Source organism: Hyphomonas sp. L-53-1-40 (assembly GCF_000682775.1).
Taxonomy (GTDB): Bacteria; Pseudomonadota; Alphaproteobacteria; order Caulobacterales; family Hyphomonadaceae; genus Hyphomonas.
Genome location: NZ_AWFI01000001.1, coordinates 135,490 through 150,711, shown reverse-complemented (window position 1 = coordinate 150,711; position 15,222 = coordinate 135,490). Strand labels below are relative to the sequence as shown.

Below are 15,222 nucleotides of genomic sequence, written 5' to 3'. Positions count from 1 at the left end.
GGACGGTTACGGAGACGGGCAGACTGCCTGACACCGTAACCGTCTTTCCACTTATCGGCACAGGTCGACACTTCTGGAAACTATCCCCCCACATAATCTGCAATAAACACTACAGGATCGAAAGGATTCTGCAAGTCATTTGCAAGAATTGGAATCCATCCGTCATGTAAAGGGCGACGGACCTGCTTGGGGGCAGACCCGTCTTAACTATCCATCACCTTGTAAGGTAGAACTACTCGTTCCGCTCAAAGCGAACAGAACTGGTTTCGATGGAACTATCCGCTACAAAACCAGGCTGACCACTACCCAAAGTGAGGATGGCTTCGGTGCCCTGCGGCGTGATGAACTTCCCATCGGTCGCATAGTAGCCGATGCGCTCTGACGATAGCGCAAAGCTGACGGTTTGGCTTTCTCCAGGGGCGAGTTCCACGACATCGAACGCCACCAGCTCGACTTGGGGAACGCCAGCGTGTGCCCGGCCTTGATGCTGGATATAGGCCTGCACCACTTCCCGGCCGGGCATGTCGCCCGTATTTGTCACCGTCACACTCACCGGCAAAGGCTCGGAGGCGTCATGCACCTCTGGCACCGACAGGGCGCTATAGGCGAAGCTTGTATAGGACAGGCCGTGACCGAACGGATAGAGCGGTTCGCCCTCGTAATATTTGTAGGTCCGGTTCGCCATCGAATAGTCGCCAAAGTCCGGCAGATCATCGACTGACTTGTAGAAGGTCACCGGCAGCCGGCCCGACGGGCTGAATTCGCCCCAGAGCAGGTCTGCAATGGCCTTGCCCGCCTGCTCGCCCGGATAGAAGGCCTGCACGATGGCCGGCAAATTCTCGTTCTCCCAGTTCAGGCCCATGGCCGAGCCGGAGAAATTCACCATCACCACCGGCTTGCCGGTTGCATGCAATTCCTTCAGCAGCGTCTCCTGACTTTCCGGCAGCTTGATATGCGTGCGGTCACCGCCGAGGAAGCCATCGAGCTCGACGCCCATTTCCTCGCCTTCGAGATTGGCATCAATGCCACCGAAGAACAGGATCACGTCTGCGCCTTCTGCCGCCGCCATGGCTTCGGCTTTCAGATCGCGGGAAACGTCGGTCCAGTTCAGATAGGCGTATTTATCGAGCTGGTCGCGCGGCCAGCCACTGTCAAATTTCAGTACCATATGGACCGAATAGGCCTCACCGGCCTGCATCTCGATCCCGTCCATCTCGCCAACGGGCTGGCCGTTGATTTCGACCTCACTCCAGCGCGAAGGCTGGAAACGATAGACGCCATCAGTTTCGGGCACGATCACGCCGTCCCACGTCGCGCTGAATTCGTCATTCAGTCCGCCTGTGCTGGGCGTACGGTCCCAATAGAAGTCGATCTTCTCTTCGACCTGTTCCAGCGTCGGCTCGCCTTCGAGCGTCTTGTTCGGATAGTAGGCCGCCTGCACCCCCGGCACGAGATTGCCATCGGCATCCTCATGGAACAGGGCCGAGGCCGGCACAGGCTTGTAATTGGAGTAATTGTCGCCCGCGATGGTCGAGCCAACCGCATAGGTGACGTTCTCAGCGCCGATCTTGGCCTTCACGCCTTCCAGCGCCGTGACGGGCTGGGTCGGGCGACCATAATAGTTCGCCACCAGCGTCCACCAATTGTCGGCATTCGGACCGATCACGGCAACCTTGGTCTCGGGCGCCAGCGGCAGGATGCCGTCATTCTTCAGCAGGACGAGGGACTGGTGTGCTGCCTGCTCGGAGAGGGCAATGTGTTCGTCACTCGCTACAATATCGAGCGGCGTATCCGCCCATGGCACCAGCGCCGGATCGTCATACATGCCAAGGCGGAACAGCGCCGTGTAGAGCCGCTCGACCGACTGGTCGATGGTGGCCTCGTCGATCAGGCCCTGCGCCACAGCGTCCGGCAGGGCATCCATCTTGTTGCCTTCGCCATCCCCGCAATTGAGGTCGGTTCCCATTTTGACTGACAGGGCGGCCGCTTCGGCGCGCGTGTCGACATAGTCATGCGCCGCATAGGGCGCTTCGCCTGCCTCATGCTTCGCTTCATCATAGTAGAAGTCGCCAATCGCGCCGCAGTCGGAGACGACATAGCCGTCGAACTTCAATTCATCGCGCAGCAAATCCACCATCAGCCGCTCGCTGCCACAGGCCGGCGCGCCCCAGACCGCATTATAGGCGCACATGACCGAGCCGACATCCGTCTCGTCGAACGCCATCTTGAAGGCTGGCAGATAGGTTTCCCAGAGATCGGCATCGGAGGCGTGATAATCGTCGCGGTGGCGCGACGGCTCGGGACCGGAATGGACGGCATAATGCTTCACGGTCGCAATGGCTTTCAGGTATTTGTCATCATCGCCCTGAATGCCATTGACGAAGTTGACGGCCATGCGGCCCGTCAGGAACGGGTCTTCGCCATAGGTTTCCTGGCCCCTGCCCCAGCGCGGATCCCGGAAGATGTTGATGTTCGGCGACCAGAATGTCAGCCCGCCATACATGGCGTACACATCTTCAGACGCATAGTAGTGATGCTTGGCGCGACCTTCATCGGAAATCGTCGTGGCGATCTCCAGCATCAGGTCCTCATCCCAGGTCGACGCCAGACCAATCGCCTGCGGGAAGACGGTCGCATGACCGGCGCGGGCGACCCCGTGCAGGGCCTCGTTCCACCAATTGTATTCGTGCAGACCAAGGCGCGGAATGCCGGCAGCCTTGTCATACATTTGGGCGGCTTTCTCTTCCAGCGTCATGCGGCTAACGAGATCCCTGGCGCGGGCTTCCGGGCTCAGGGACGCGTCCATATAGGGCAAGATTACCGGCGCCGTCTCGGCCGTGGTCTCCACCAGCTCAGCAGGCGTCTCCCGTGCGTCCAGACTGGCGCACCCGGTCAACAGCGCGATGGATGCCGCGGCCCCCAGAAGATTGAATTTATTCAGAATTTTATGCCGCTGCATAGCCATGCCGGTCTCCCTGTGACGTTTCTCAGGGGCGGCGACCATGCGCATACACCCCCTTATGGGGCGTATTGTTGCACGCTAACATTTTTTACGCCAGACGCTTTTTTTGGCTTTTTTACCTGCGGTCAGACCGGCTTTAACGTCTTCGGATCAAGCCCACCCATCCGGCAGACTTCCTTCCATTCATTCGGTTTCACAGGCTGAACCGACAGGCGAAATGACGTGACCAGACTCATGTCTTCCAGTTTCGGATTGGCCTTCACGTCTTTCAGCTTCACGGGATTGGGCATGTCGGCCAAGGCCCGCAGGTAGACACAGTCCCAGCGCTCATCATCGGTCGTGGAATCAGGGGCGCTTTCGGCGGAAACCTCCACCACGCCCACGACTTCCAGTCCCTTGTTGGAGTGGTAGAAGAAGGCGCGGTCACCAATCTTCATGTCGCGCATGAAATTGCGGGCCTGATAATTACGGATGCCGGACCATTCCTCGCCCTCATCGCCCTTGGCCTTCTGCTCGTCCCAGCTCCACGCGTCGGGTTCGGATTTGAACAGCCAGTATTTCATTTATCCTGCCTCGTCTTTTCTGCTGCGTTTGGAAGTAACCGGATTCAGGCTGGCGTCCAGTGCAGCCCGAACCAGACGATCATAGATTGCCCAGCCTTTATAGCGTGCCATGGCCGGATCAACACTCTGCCAGGCCGATGCAAAAGCCTCTGCATGGTGCGACGTCGAGATCGCTGCGCGCAGCGGATCCATCACGATACGGATGGTAAAAAGCAATGCACCCGTCTCTGGCAATTTCCGGATTGTCTGGCGCTCCACGCGCAGGTGCAGCTGGTCCAGCGCGTCTGCTTCTGGCATTGCTTGCGCGCGGGCTTTTAGGGGCGCAGAGCTGGGCGTGAACCGCTCATCGCCCGGCTGGACCGACCAATTGCGCCGTTCCAGCACGAGCCCCGGCCTGAGCCCATCAAAGATACGGGAGATACGCGCGGCAAGGCCCGGGTCCCCACCCGGTACAGGGGCGTGCAGTCCGCCAAGCGGCTTGCCAAACTTCTCGGCGAGGCTCCAATAGGTTGGCGTGCACAGGCTCGCGGCCTTCAGTCTCCATAGCCCCTCAGCGTCGCGCACCATGATGCAAAGATCATCCGAAACCATTGCGGAAGCCGCTTCCAGCGGGGTGGACCAATCCCCAACTGCCGGACCGGTTTCTGCCAGTACAGTCGTCGCAGCCTCTGTCATTTCGGCGTCTGCGTTATGGGCTGCAAAGACGTCTGATCGGCGCGTTCGCATCAATTCACGTTTGGGGGCAAGCCACACCGCGGCCTCGGTGTCCGGCCACAACCAGGCTTCGGGGGCAATCGGCTTCAGTCCCGGCGCAATGCTGGGCGGCCCGTCCAGAAAAGGCAGATAGGGTGGTGCACGCATGCCTTGGTGTCAGACCGGAACTGCTGTGCCCCAGCTGACGAAGCCAGCCACTTTGGGCGTTGATGGCAGATACATCGTCTCAGCGTCTTCCAGCCGGAACCCGGCCGAGGCAAACATGGCCTCGGTATCGCGCGTCAGGTGGCAACCGCCCGCAAGCGGCTTCCACACAGGTTCGATCCGTCGCTGCCACTTCGACACGCCTGCATCGGGCGCAAGGCCGTGTTCGGAGAAAAGGATCTTGCCGCCGGGCTTCAGAACACGGCGCACTTCCTTCAGCGACGCCTCCCAGTCCGGAATTGTGCACAGGACGAAGGTTATGACGACCGTGTCGATGGAATCATCTTCCAGCGGAATGGATTCTGCGCCGGTCTGAAGAAAATCGATATGGTGGCCAATGCCGAGGCGCCCCGCTTCGCGGCGAGCCTTGTTGACCATCAATTCGGAAGGCTCCAGCGCGTAGAGATGGTCGACCTTGTTGCCATCATAGAGCGCGAAATTCGTACCCGATCCCGCACCGATTTCCAGCACCTGACCGGTAGCCTTCGGCACGACTTTCTCGCGCTGTTTCATAATCGGCTTGGTGCTGCAGGCACACGCTACAATGTGCGGAACAACGTAGCGGTCCCACGGGTTCACTGACCCGACTCCTCAGTGGCGGAGTAGCCCGGAAAGCGCTGCTTCTGGATCAGCGTCTTGGTCGCCTCGGATGGGCGCGCAATGAGCGCGTCCTGAGAGATGTTTACGACATACTCGAACCGGTCGCCCATTGGCTGGTAAGTGGCCGATCCGTATTGCGCATCAATGCCGAACCGCCCGCCCTGCTCCTCGGCGAGGCGATGCACATCCAGCCCCGGATTGGTGGCCAAGGCGATCCCGTTGGTTGTCGCCTCGGTCACTGAATCCGGTGTGAAGCGACGGGACATCCGGCCTTCGATGAAGTCGAGCCGGTATATGGAGTCATATCCCAGCATATTGGCCATTGGTTTGAACTTGATGACCTGCGCACCGATCTCGAATTCATTGCCGCGCAGCACTGGCTGGGCCCCATTGGCCTCGACCAGTTTGCGACCATCGGAAAATGTCAGATCCAGTGTGTAGGCGTTTGCTTCGCCTTCGACCGCTTCAAACTTGATATTGGCGGCGTAGCGTTCCTTTGTCAGGCGCTTGTAGGTCTGCAGGTTGAGGCCAGCAAAGGCCACGACCCCCGCCAAAGCGAGCATACCGGCGCCAAAGGTCAGCCGGACTGCGCCAGAACCTGCTTTCAGGCGTGCCAGTTTGCCAAAGCCAGCAAACAGCAACATCAGGCCGATCACGGCCGCAATTGCTGGCAAAATCCACCAGATCAGTCCCATACACCACACCTCCTGATAACAGGTCCGGATTGGCCCCGCCTTCCACCTGCCAATGACTATAACATCTTCTTAACGATTGTTTAGCGCATCCCGCAGCCGTCAGTTCCCTCGCAAGCCGCACCTGACTGCAAGCTGAATATATCAATTTGCTCTACAGCCGCCCGCTCAGCAAGAGAAAGTCCAAAGCCCCCTGCCCAGCCCGGATAAATCCTGCTAACCGCCAAAGCATGTCCTTTCGCGATTTCATTCTCCTGTTCGCCGTGTGCCTTGTCTGGGGCCTCAACATCGTCGTCACACGATGGGTTGTTGCCGATATCGGCGTGCCGCCGATTTTCTTCGCCGGCATCCGCTTTGCCGGAGTCGCCCTGCTGCTGCTCGCATTCCTGCGGCCAAAGCCCGAAGACCTGAAAATGCTGTTCCTGATCGCCATGTTCATTGGCGCGGTACACTTCTCTCTCCTCTTCATGGGTTTGCAGAATGCCGAGGCGTCCGCCGCCTCGATCACCGGCCAATTGGGCGCGCCCTTCTCGACATTGATGAGCATGGCATTTCTCGGCGAAACCATCGGCTGGCGACGCGGACTTGGCATCATGCTGTCCTTCGCTGGCGTTGTCCTGATCGCATTCGATCCAGCCAGTTTCACCATCTCCATCGGACTGGTCTACATCACCATCGCCGCCTTTGTCGGCTCGGTGGGCGGCATCCTGATGAAGCGTATGGCCCCGATCAAGGCGTTACGCCTGCAGGCCTGGGTCGGCCTGTTCAGCTTCGCCCCGCTTCTGATTACGTCCAGCATGGTCGAGACAGGCCAGTTGGAGGCCTTGTCACGCGGCGGATGGCAGCTGGCCGTGGCCTGGCTGTTCGCCGTGGTCGGCGTGTCCATTTTTGGCCATGGCGGCTTTTATACGCTGATCAAGAAATATGACATCTCGCTGCTCTCGCCGCTCACCCTGATGACGCCCGTCTGGGGCGTCGTATTCGGCATCGTCCTGCTGAACGAACCCATCACGGCACGCCTGATACTCGGTTCGGTCATCTCGCTGTCTGGCGTATTTGTCATCGCCGTGCGCCAGAACAAGACCCTGCCGGACGCGGCCATCGTCAAGAAAATGGGATCCGGAGGCAGCTGATGGAAATCACGCAAACGCCGAGTCCGAACTTCAACATGCGCAAGCACAAGCTCGACATGCTGGTCCTGCACTATACCGGCATGGCGACCGGCGAAGAGGCCCTGGAGCGCATGTGCGACCCGGCCGCCGAAGTCTCTGCCCATTATATGGTCTGGGAAGACGGCCGCATCACCCAGCTGGTCGATGAGGACAAACGGGCCTGGCATGCGGGTGTTTCGAGCTGGAAAGGCCAGCAGGATCTCAACTCCCGCTCTATCGGCATCGAGATCGTCAATGGCGGGCATGACTTCCCCCTGCCCGATGGCGGCCTGCCACCCTATCCGCGCCCGCAAATCCACGCGCTGCTGGACCTGATCCACGACATTCTCGGTCGCCACGATATTCCGGCCACGCGCATCCTCGGCCATTCCGACATCGCCCCCCTGCGCAAGCAGGACCCCGGCGAACACTTCCCGTGGGAGCGTCTCGCCCGCGCCGGCATCAGCCTCTGGCCTGAATTCGACGGCACGACGAAAGAGATCGTCGGCAAAGGGCTCGAGCGCGGCGCGTCCGGCTCCAGCGTCTGGCGTCTCCAGACCATGCTGTCAGAAATCGGCTACGGTTTCGACGTGACCGACATCTATGGCGAGACCTGCGAGAAAGTGATCACCGCCTTCCAGCGCCGCTGGCTGCCAGAGCAGGTCACCGGACAGGCGGATTTGACCACGCTGCGCCGTATCGGTGTCATTCACGCGCTGTTTACGGCCTGAGCCTCAACCGCTTCGATCTCTTCATCCTCATCTTCCGCAATCACCTCTTCGCGCTGCATCCGAGCCGCCCATTCGACGGCGAGCGCTGCACCAAACAGAAGCGCCGAAACCGACACTGACAGCCAGATGAAGCCAAGGATTACCGAAGCCAGCGCGCCGTAGAATGTATCGAGCGCACTGAATTTGAGGTAGAGGTGATACCCCCAGGTCGCGACCAGCCAGGCCAGTGCCCCAGCCGCCGCGCCCATCGCTTTCGCCCGGTGCCCTCTGACCCGCCCATGCAACGACAGCGCAATGATAAGGTAGAAGACCGCAAAGCACGCGATCCCCTTGCCCAACCAAAGGGTCGAGGCGATGTCGGAAATCGTCTGCGCCAGCTCGAACGCGACATAGCCTTCACGCTCGGTGATCAGCGACAGGATCAGTTGCAGCGCGCCCAGGATCCAGACCGACAGGATCAGCAGCGCGGTCATCAGGATCGACACGCCCTGAAAACGGATGATCCGTGTGCGCCGTTCACTGCCTGCCACCATGCGGATGCCGGTTATCGCAGCCTTCGCGCCTGAGCTTGCAGTGTAGAACACCACAATGACCGCCAGCAGCGCGCGAAAGGTTACGCCCTGCGGCGTGGATTCATGGATCACATCAAGGTCTGCCTTGCTGAGCGGGGCCACAGCTGAGACCAGCACCTGGTCCACCGTATCACCCAGCTGGCGACTGAGATCGGCAGGCAAAAGTGCAAACAGCAAGGTCAGGGTCAGATAGACAATCGGAAAGATGGAGAACAAGGCATAGAAGCTGATCCCACCGGTCACAATCCGCACTTCCGGCTTCGACAGGCGGACAATGGCGCACCAGAACGGCGAGATCACCCAGTGGCGGACCGGCTGGGGCACAGGCAGCTTCTTGATCCACTTCAGCATACGGTCTCCATTGGTGAGACCTTCCATATGGGGCAATTCGCGTCCCCGTCCCACCTTTTCCCTATCTGGTCCTTTCCGGACGCTTGCCGGACAGGGACGCAGTGCGCTATGAACCCCGCATTCCTCGTATTGCCGCGGCTGCTGACCCGCACAGTATGAGGATCACCACCATGACACACCCACAGGATCGTGGGGCGCGTCGGCGCATCAATCGCCAGCGCCCGGATACACATCATTCCCGCAGCCAGCGGATCGACCGCTATGGCGTTGAGAAGCAATGGAAACACCTTTATGGGCGAAGCGTGAAACTTCGCCGCGCGCAACAGCTCGGAAAGCTGTGGCCCCGCCGCGAATGGGAGAAACTGATGGCCAAGGCCGACCCCGTAAACGTGTTGTTCGTCTGCTCGAAAAACCAGTGGCGCAGCCCTACTGGCGAGGCGATCTTCGCCAAAGTCGACGGCGTGGCGACACGCTCCGCCGGCACGGCAAGTGGTGCACGGCGGCAGGTTTCACTGGAAGATATTCGCTGGGCTGACCTCATCCTCGTGATGGAGGACAAGCATGCCGCACGCCTCAAAGCCGATTTCCGCCAGGATATCCGGTTCAAGCGCCTGCACGTGCTGGATATTCCGGACGACTACAAATTCATGGACACCGATCTGGTCGACCTGATCCGCACAGCAGCAGAGCCGCTGATTTTTGGGAACAGTTGACCCGTCAGACCATGCCCCCATCGGTCGGCAGGTCCAGCAGCAATCGCCCGGTCAGTTCCCATGTCGCGGGGGCGGTCACGATATGCTGCGTCATGGCGTGCGCGTCGCGAAAGCGGCGCTGCAGATCAGAGGACTCAAACAGGGACGCGCCGCCACCAAGGTCATACAGGGTACGGCAGATGTCTGCGCCGGTCCGTGTCATATGTGTGCACGCCATGCGTAGCGCCGCGCGTCGCTCCACCGGAATGCCTTCGCCGGGCTTGGCAGCCTTGGCTGCGGCCCAAGTGTCTTCCAGCTCCGCCATCATATAGGCGCGGGCTGCGCGCCACTGTGCCTCGGCCTCGGCAAAGCTCGCCTGAATGGTCTGGCGCTCGGCCAGCGTTTTCTTGCTGCCCTGACTCTTCTTGGCGCTGGCAAGATCCTTGAAGGCATCGAGGCTCGCCCGCGCATTGCCCATCGCCACGGCCGACACACCCAGCGACAACAGGCCAAAGGCCGGGAACGTGTAGAGCGGCCCCGTTTCGCGGGGAACATCCGTAATCAGAGAAACAGACCGCGCCGCCGGCACGAAGATGTTGTCCACCGACAGATCGCCGCTACCAGTCCCTTTCAGGCCCATCACATGCCATGTGTCGTGCAGGGTCGCCTCGCTGGCCGGGAACACCATCATGCGTTGGTCTGGCGCGCCGGATGGCAAACGCTTCAGCTCGCCATTCTCGAACACCATGCAGCCGCCCGCCAGCCAGCTGCAATTGGCTGAGCCGGAGCCCCATTGCCAGCGCCCGCTGACACGATAGCCATCGCCTTCCACATCGGCCCGGCCCATCGGCGCAAACACGCCGCCGGTGATCGTCAACGGGTCAGCATAGATCTCCGCCGCCATGTCCGGCGCCATATAGGCGGCATTCATGGAGGTCGTGCAGGCAATCATGGAGCACCACCCGGCGCTGGCATTGGCGCGCGCAATCCGTTCAACGCCCTCGATGAATTCTCGCGCCGTCAACTCCAGCCCGCCATAGGTCTTTGGCGTCATCATGCGGAACGCGCCCGCCGCCGCCATCTTCCCGGCAAGGTCAGCAGGCAGCCGCCGCGCGTCTTCCATCTCGGCCGCCCGGTCGGCCAGTTCCGGCACCAGGGCGTCCAGCGCCGCCTGCAAGGTCTCGTAATTCGTAATGTCAGTCATACGTCACGCTACCCCAGCCCGCCTTCCCTTGCCCAGTCCTGACGTGGCGCGATGAAGGCGTTAGGCCAGAAAACAGGCCACACGCGCACCCCACTGGCTATTTCCGGATTCCACGCTTATATCCCCTTTAGACCAGACGGCCGGGCAGCCGCTGGTACGCGGGTAACTGCGTACTGGAGGAAAGTCCGGGCTCCAGGGAAACAGGGCGACGGCTAACGGCCGCCCGGCGTGAGCCGAGGGAAAGTGCCACAGAAAGCAAACCGCCTCCCCCTCGGGAGAGGTAAGGGTGAAAGGGTGGGGTAAGAGCCCACCGCAGGCCTGGCGACAGGACTGGCACGGTAAACCCCGCCCGGAGCAAGACCGAATAGGGGGCACATATGGGCTGTTTCACGCCCGTGCCCCGGGTGTGTCGCGTGAGGTGCCTGGCAACAGGCATCCCAGAGGAATGGCTGCCGGACCGTGGCAACACGGCGAACAGAACCCGGCTTACAGGCCGTCTGGTCTTACTTCCCGGTGCCGCCATGCGGCAGCATTTGATCGAGGATCGAATGAAGGAAAATAAGGCCCGAAGCGCAAGCGAGACGCGATGCGCACACACTGCCCCCGCATGTGAAACCCCATGAAAAGAACTGAAACGCCGTGAAACGTTTCCTAAGCCTCCAGCATCGTCTCGAACCCGCCAAAGATCAGGCGCGCACCGTCGAACGGCATCTCCATGCCCTGCATCCGTTCGTCACCCTCCAGCTTTGCCCAGGCCGCATCACGCACCGTCTTTGATGGCCAGCTCACCCAGGAAAACACGATCCCTTCGTCCGCTTCGCGCATGACCGCCAGATGCATGGATGTCTTCTTGCCCTCCGGAACATCCACGCCCCAGCATTCGGTGACGCTCAGCGCGCCGTATTCCTTGATCAGGCCGGCCATCATCTTCGCCTGCGCCAGATAGGCCGCCTTGTTCGCCTCCGGCACGGCCGCCATGAAACAATCGACATAAGTCATCAGCTATCCCTCCCTCTAGCCCGGCAAGCCGCCAGAGCCCGCCTTATCCTACCTTGCCCAGAGGAATTATCCCACACATGACGAGTCCGGCCCCTGTGTCGCCATTGATCTGACCAGAAACTTATCCGACGCACCCATGGCCGGGCCTACACTGCGCACATGACTGACGCCTTCGCCACATTGCGAAATCTGCCGCCCCATCTCCAGACCCATCGGTTCTGGATATGGGTGCAGATTGTGGTGCTGACCTTCTATGTGCGCCATGTTCGCAGGGATGCGCGGCAGATGCTGGTGCAAATCACGTCGTCCGGCGCAGTCCATATCGCGGTCATTGGTGATATGCCGGACACAGCCAAAGCTGACCCGCTCAGCTTTACGCCTTCGCGGGCATTTCTTGCAGCCATGTCAGGATTTGAACCCGAGCGGGACGGTATCTGCTCACCCCGAACGCATTCGAGGCCTGGAATTGAAACATGTGTCCCCTCAATTCCAGATTCCGGCCGAGACCGGAATGAGCAGACTCCGGTGAGCTTGCCCCTGCCAGAGACATGATCCAAACGGTTGGTTTCCAATTTGGTTCCCAAAAAAGCGCCTCATCGGGCGTCAATCGTGCAGCATTCAAAGCACGATATAACAATGGGGCCATCCGGCCCCATTGTCTGAACAAGTTTCCGGTTGAAAGTGCGCTAGACCGAACCGGCCTGCATTTCCTGGATGAAAGCATCGGCTTCGGCGATGGAGCGCTCCATCTCCGCAATCAGGGCCGCGACATCGGTCTCGATATTACGTGTCTCATCCCCCAGCGCCGCGATCGCGCGCGCATTCAGATTGTGCTTGAGGAACAGGACCCGGTCCTTGAACACGGCCAGAACCGGGTCCATTGAGGCGGCGGCCCGGTCCATCTTCTCGACCAGCACGGCATAGCGGTCACGTGTTGCTTCCAATTGCTCGGCCGAGGCCCGGCGCAGGCCCGGATCGGAATATTCTTCCAGTTCCTTGCGCCATTCCACAAACAGGTCGCGGGAGACTTGTTTCATGTCCTTGATGCGCTCGCGCACGCGATCCGCCTTCTCCTCTGACCGTTCATAGGCGCGATTCAGGGAGTCGTAAGACGCTTCCAGTTCGCCAGCATCAAACGCCACGACCGACCGGAAGGCTTCCAGCGCATTGGAAAACTCCGTTTTTGCGTCTGCTTGGGCATCGGCTGCATCATTGACCCTGGACACGAGCAGATCGCGCTTTTGATATCCGAACTGCTCCATCGCGCCATAATAGGCAGTCGAGCAAGCGGACAGTGTGGACGTGGCGAGAGCTGCTGCGAGCATTGCAGCGTGTAGACGACTGGACATGATGGACACGAAACCCCTTCCCCGTGAATTCAATCGCCCCTGTTTGCCGTGCGTCGCCCGATCCGTCCAGTTGCGCGGGCAAAAAGGTTTCATGACCCTGCCGTAATGTGATCGCATTTGCTGTATGTTCTGAGACTTATGGACGCCGTGGCCCGATTTCCCTTCCGCCTCTACCGACAGATGGACGCCGATCCGCGCCATTGGCAGGTCGCGGCCTTGGGCGGACTTTTTACCCTCAGTTGGATAACCAGCGATTTCGGCGTCACCCTGCTGACCCTGTGTCTCTCATTTGCCGGAGCCATGATCGCGCAACTGCTCGGCACGACAATATCAAATGCCCGAGACGGCAATCCCTTCCTGTATCGCTTCGAATGGAAGTCTGCCCTGATCACCGCACTTGGAATCACACTCCTGCTACGCGCGGCCGATCCGTGGATATGGTTCGCGGCGGGCTTTGTCGGCATTTCCCTGAAATTTCTCGTGCGCATTGATGGTAAGCACATTTTCAATCCCGGCTGCATCGGCATCGTCACCATGATGCTTCTGCTCGGCAACAAGGCCTGGGTCTCGCCCGGTCAATGGGGTCAGGCCCCCCTCGTCGCCGGCTATGCGATGGCGCTGGCCGCACTGACCCTGTCCAGCGCCAAGCGGCTCGATATCGCCCTTGGCTTCCTGCTCGGGTTTGCCGCAATCCTGTTTGCCCGTGCGGCCTGGCTGGGTGATCCGATGGTGATTCCGATGCACCAGATGAGTTCCGGCGCTTTGCTGATCTTTGCTTTCTTCATGATCACCGACCCGCGCTCAACCCCCGACAGCCGCCTTGGCCGCATTCTGTTCGCGGTGATGGTTGCCGGCCTCGCCGCCTGGTTCACAATCGGCCCGAATGTGCGCGGCGCCCCGCTGATGGCGCTGGCCGCCCTCGCCTGGACCACACCGGTTCTGGACCGGTTTCTGCCCGCCCACCGGTTCCAGTGGAGCCAGCCACGGTCGGCCGCTTCGCCCAAACAGTTGAACTATTCGCTCATGCCACTTCAGGGGACAAAGGAGACACACCCATGAGACTCAAATCGCTAGCCGCAGCCTTGGCGTTGCCCGCGCTCGGCCTCGCCTTCGCAGCGCCGGCTTCGGCCTTTTGCGGCTTCTATGTCGCCAAGGCGGATACCGACCTCTTCAACGACGCCTCCAAGGTCGTGCTCGCCCGTGACGGCGAACGCACCGTCATCACGATGGCGTCCGACTTTCGCGGTGATGTTTCCGAATTCGCGATGGTCGTGCCCGTGGTCGATATTCCGACAGAAGAACAGATCCACGTCGCAAACCCTGCCCTGATTGACCATATCGACGCCTACACCGCGCCGCGCCTTGTGGAATATTACGACGAGAACCCTTGCGAGATCGCGCGCCGCCAGAAGATGATGGAAGACATGGCAATGATGCCTGCGCCAACAGCGGCTGGCATGATGGAAGAAGCCGAAGAGCTCGGCGTCACCATCGAAGCCGAGTACGAGGTTGGTGAATATGATATCCTGATCCTGTCAGCAGAAGAGTCAGACGGGCTGATCACCTGGCTGAACAATAATGGTTACAAGATTCCGGATGGCGCAGAAGAAACCGTCGGCGCTTACCTGAAACGCGACATGAAATTCTTCGTCGCCAAGGTAAACCTTGAACGCCATGACGGCTCGTCCATGCTGCGTCCGCTTCAGGTTGCCTATGAGGATGAGGACTTCATGTTGCCGATTCGTCTCGGCACAGTGAACGCTGAAGGCAAGCAGGAATTGTTCGTCTTCGCCCTGACTCGCGAAGGCCGTGTGGAAACCAAGAACTACCGCACCGTGAAACTACCCTCTGACATGGATGTGCCGATCTATATCAAGGACGAGTTTGCCGATTTCTATAAGGACATGTTCGCCCATCAGGTCGAAAAGCAAAACGGCAAGGCCGTGTTCATGGAATATGCCTGGGACATGTCCTGGTGCGATCCGTGTGCGGCCGAGCCGCTCTCTCGCTCGGAACTGCGCGAACTCGGCGTGATGTGGCTGGACGAAGACACCGATGATGACATGCGCCCCGGCTTCGGTCCCCAGCCGGTTGATGCATTCGTGACTCGCCTTCATGTGCGCTATGACGCCGAGACATTCCCGGAAGATCTGGAATTCCAGGTTACCGGCGACCGCTCCAATTACCAGGGTCGCTACGTCCTGCGTCACCCTTGGCGCGGCGACTATGGTGAGTGTGAAGCAGCTGGCGACTATGCCGTAAGTCTGGTCGAGCGCTGGGACGACGAAGCAAATGAGCTCGCCAAGCTGACCGGTCGCGACTTCGATGCCATCAAGACCAAAATGGCATCGCTCGGCTATTCCGACGCGATCCTGAACAATGTCAGCGTCGAGCCGAAAGAGAAAAAGAACTGGTGGCAAAAGCTTTGGGGCAACTGA

The 15,222-nt window shown here is 60.0% G+C and carries 15 protein-coding genes and 1 other RNA gene; 7 read left to right on the top strand and 9 right to left on the bottom strand.

Annotated elements, in window-relative coordinates:
• Window positions 1–232: 232 nt before the first annotated feature.
• The 5 genes from L53_RS00690 to L53_RS00670 form a co-directional block, all read right to left on the bottom strand.
• Window positions 233–2,965 (bottom strand): glycoside hydrolase family 3 C-terminal domain-containing protein, encoded by a 2,733-nt coding sequence (locus L53_RS00690; RefSeq protein WP_233347453.1) that lies wholly within the window; start codon window positions 2,963–2,965, stop codon window positions 233–235.
• Window positions 2,966–3,087: 122 nt separating this feature from the next.
• Complete coding sequence (locus L53_RS00685; protein ID WP_034810602.1) at window positions 3,088–3,525, bottom strand: EVE domain-containing protein; 438 nt, start codon at window positions 3,523–3,525, stop codon at window positions 3,088–3,090.
• A complete protein-coding gene (locus L53_RS16060) occupies window positions 3,526–4,386 on the bottom strand; it encodes a DUF3445 domain-containing protein (RefSeq protein ID WP_051607417.1) in 861 nt (286 codons plus the stop codon).
• Window positions 4,387–4,395: 9 nt separating this feature from the next.
• The gene (locus L53_RS00675) at window positions 4,396–5,022 is read right to left on the bottom strand and encodes a class I SAM-dependent methyltransferase (RefSeq protein WP_034810601.1); all 627 of its coding nucleotides are present in this window, start codon (window positions 5,020–5,022) and stop codon (window positions 4,396–4,398) included.
• The gene (locus L53_RS00670; protein WP_034810600.1) at window positions 5,019–5,738 is read right to left on the bottom strand and encodes a hypothetical protein; all 720 of its coding nucleotides are present in this window, start codon (window positions 5,736–5,738) and stop codon (window positions 5,019–5,021) included. Before L53_RS00670 ends, L53_RS00675 begins: the two co-directional genes overlap by 4 nt.
• A gap of 227 nt (window positions 5,739–5,965) precedes the next feature.
• On the opposite strand from L53_RS00670, the gene L53_RS00665 reads away from it, so the two are divergent.
• Entirely contained in the window at window positions 5,966–6,868 is a 903-nt protein-coding gene (locus tag L53_RS00665) for a DMT family transporter (protein ID WP_034810598.1), read from the top strand.
• Entirely contained in the window at window positions 6,868–7,617 is a 750-nt protein-coding gene (locus tag L53_RS00660; RefSeq protein ID WP_034810596.1) for an N-acetylmuramoyl-L-alanine amidase, read from the top strand. Before L53_RS00665 ends, L53_RS00660 begins: the two co-directional genes overlap by 1 nt.
• Here L53_RS00660 and L53_RS00655 read toward each other — a convergent pair.
• Window positions 7,596–8,540 (bottom strand): YhjD/YihY/BrkB family envelope integrity protein, encoded by a 945-nt coding sequence (locus tag L53_RS00655; RefSeq protein WP_084333039.1) that lies wholly within the window; start codon window positions 8,538–8,540, stop codon window positions 7,596–7,598. The genes L53_RS00660 and L53_RS00655 overlap by 22 nt on opposite strands.
• Window positions 8,541–8,710: 170 nt before the next feature.
• On the opposite strand from L53_RS00655, the gene L53_RS17245 reads away from it, so the two are divergent.
• On the top strand, window positions 8,711–9,253 hold the full coding sequence (locus L53_RS17245) for a low molecular weight protein tyrosine phosphatase family protein (RefSeq protein ID WP_233347452.1): 543 nt from the start codon (window positions 8,711–8,713) through the stop codon (window positions 9,251–9,253).
• A 4-nt stretch (window positions 9,254–9,257) separates the two neighbouring features.
• Here the strand turns inward: L53_RS17245 and L53_RS00645 are convergent, their stop codons facing one another.
• Window positions 9,258–10,436, bottom strand: a complete 1,179-nt coding sequence (locus tag L53_RS00645; protein WP_034810594.1) for an acyl-CoA dehydrogenase family protein — start codon at window positions 10,434–10,436, stop codon at window positions 9,258–9,260.
• A gap of 132 nt (window positions 10,437–10,568) precedes the next feature.
• On the opposite strand from L53_RS00645, the gene rnpB reads away from it, so the two are divergent.
• Window positions 10,569–10,941: RNase P RNA component class A (gene rnpB / locus L53_RS16210), an RNA gene on the top strand.
• Between the two features lie 146 nt (window positions 10,942–11,087).
• Here rnpB and L53_RS00640 read toward each other — a convergent pair.
• A complete protein-coding gene (locus tag L53_RS00640; RefSeq protein WP_034810592.1) occupies window positions 11,088–11,435 on the bottom strand; it encodes a DUF1428 domain-containing protein in 348 nt (115 codons plus the stop codon).
• 159 nt (window positions 11,436–11,594) lie between these two features.
• Here L53_RS00640 and L53_RS00635 point away from each other — a divergent pair, with 159 nt between their 5' ends.
• On the top strand, window positions 11,595–11,987 hold the full coding sequence (locus L53_RS00635; protein WP_034810590.1) for a hypothetical protein: 393 nt from the start codon (window positions 11,595–11,597) through the stop codon (window positions 11,985–11,987).
• Window positions 11,988–12,121: 134 nt separating this feature from the next.
• Here L53_RS00635 and L53_RS00630 read toward each other — a convergent pair whose 3' ends face one another.
• Entirely contained in the window at window positions 12,122–12,784 is a 663-nt protein-coding gene (locus tag L53_RS00630) for a DUF2959 domain-containing protein (protein ID WP_198019697.1), read from the bottom strand.
• Between the two features lie 147 nt (window positions 12,785–12,931).
• On the opposite strand from L53_RS00630, the gene L53_RS00625 reads away from it, so the two are divergent.
• Window positions 12,932–13,843, top strand: a complete 912-nt coding sequence (locus tag L53_RS00625) for an RnfABCDGE type electron transport complex subunit D (RefSeq protein ID WP_198019696.1) — start codon at window positions 12,932–12,934, stop codon at window positions 13,841–13,843.
• Window positions 13,840–15,222: a DUF2330 domain-containing protein gene (locus L53_RS00620; RefSeq protein WP_084332933.1), complete on the top strand. Its 1,383-nt coding sequence runs from the start codon at window positions 13,840–13,842 to the stop codon at window positions 15,220–15,222. Before L53_RS00625 ends, L53_RS00620 begins: the two co-directional genes overlap by 4 nt.

Excerpts from the sequence above, each read along its gene's own strand:
- L53_RS00690 (WP_233347453.1), bottom strand. The coding sequence starts at position 2,965 with ATGGCTATGCAGCGGCATAAAATTCTGAATAAATTCAATCTTCTGGGG.
- L53_RS00685 (WP_034810602.1), bottom strand. The coding sequence starts at position 3,525 with ATGAAATACTGGCTGTTCAAATCCGAACCCGACGCGTGGAGCTGGGAC.
- L53_RS16060 (WP_051607417.1), bottom strand. The coding sequence starts at position 4,386 with ATGCGTGCACCACCCTATCTGCCTTTTCTGGACGGGCCGCCCAGCATT.
- L53_RS00670 (WP_034810600.1), bottom strand. The coding sequence starts at position 5,738 with ATGGGACTGATCTGGTGGATTTTGCCAGCAATTGCGGCCGTGATCGGC.
- L53_RS00665 (WP_034810598.1), top strand. The coding sequence starts at position 5,966 with ATGTCCTTTCGCGATTTCATTCTCCTGTTCGCCGTGTGCCTTGTCTGG.
- L53_RS00660 (WP_034810596.1), top strand. The coding sequence starts at position 6,868 with ATGGAAATCACGCAAACGCCGAGTCCGAACTTCAACATGCGCAAGCAC.
- L53_RS00655 (WP_084333039.1), bottom strand. The coding sequence starts at position 8,540 with ATGCTGAAGTGGATCAAGAAGCTGCCTGTGCCCCAGCCGGTCCGCCAC.
- L53_RS17245 (WP_233347452.1), top strand. The coding sequence starts at position 8,711 with ATGACACACCCACAGGATCGTGGGGCGCGTCGGCGCATCAATCGCCAG.
- L53_RS00645 (WP_034810594.1), bottom strand. The coding sequence starts at position 10,436 with ATGACTGACATTACGAATTACGAGACCTTGCAGGCGGCGCTGGACGCC.
- L53_RS00640 (WP_034810592.1), bottom strand. The coding sequence starts at position 11,435 with ATGACTTATGTCGATTGTTTCATGGCGGCCGTGCCGGAGGCGAACAAG.
- L53_RS00635 (WP_034810590.1), top strand. The coding sequence starts at position 11,595 with ATGACTGACGCCTTCGCCACATTGCGAAATCTGCCGCCCCATCTCCAG.
- L53_RS00630 (WP_198019697.1), bottom strand. The coding sequence starts at position 12,784 with ATGTCCAGTCGTCTACACGCTGCAATGCTCGCAGCAGCTCTCGCCACG.
- L53_RS00620 (WP_084332933.1), top strand. The coding sequence starts at position 13,840 with ATGAGACTCAAATCGCTAGCCGCAGCCTTGGCGTTGCCCGCGCTCGGC.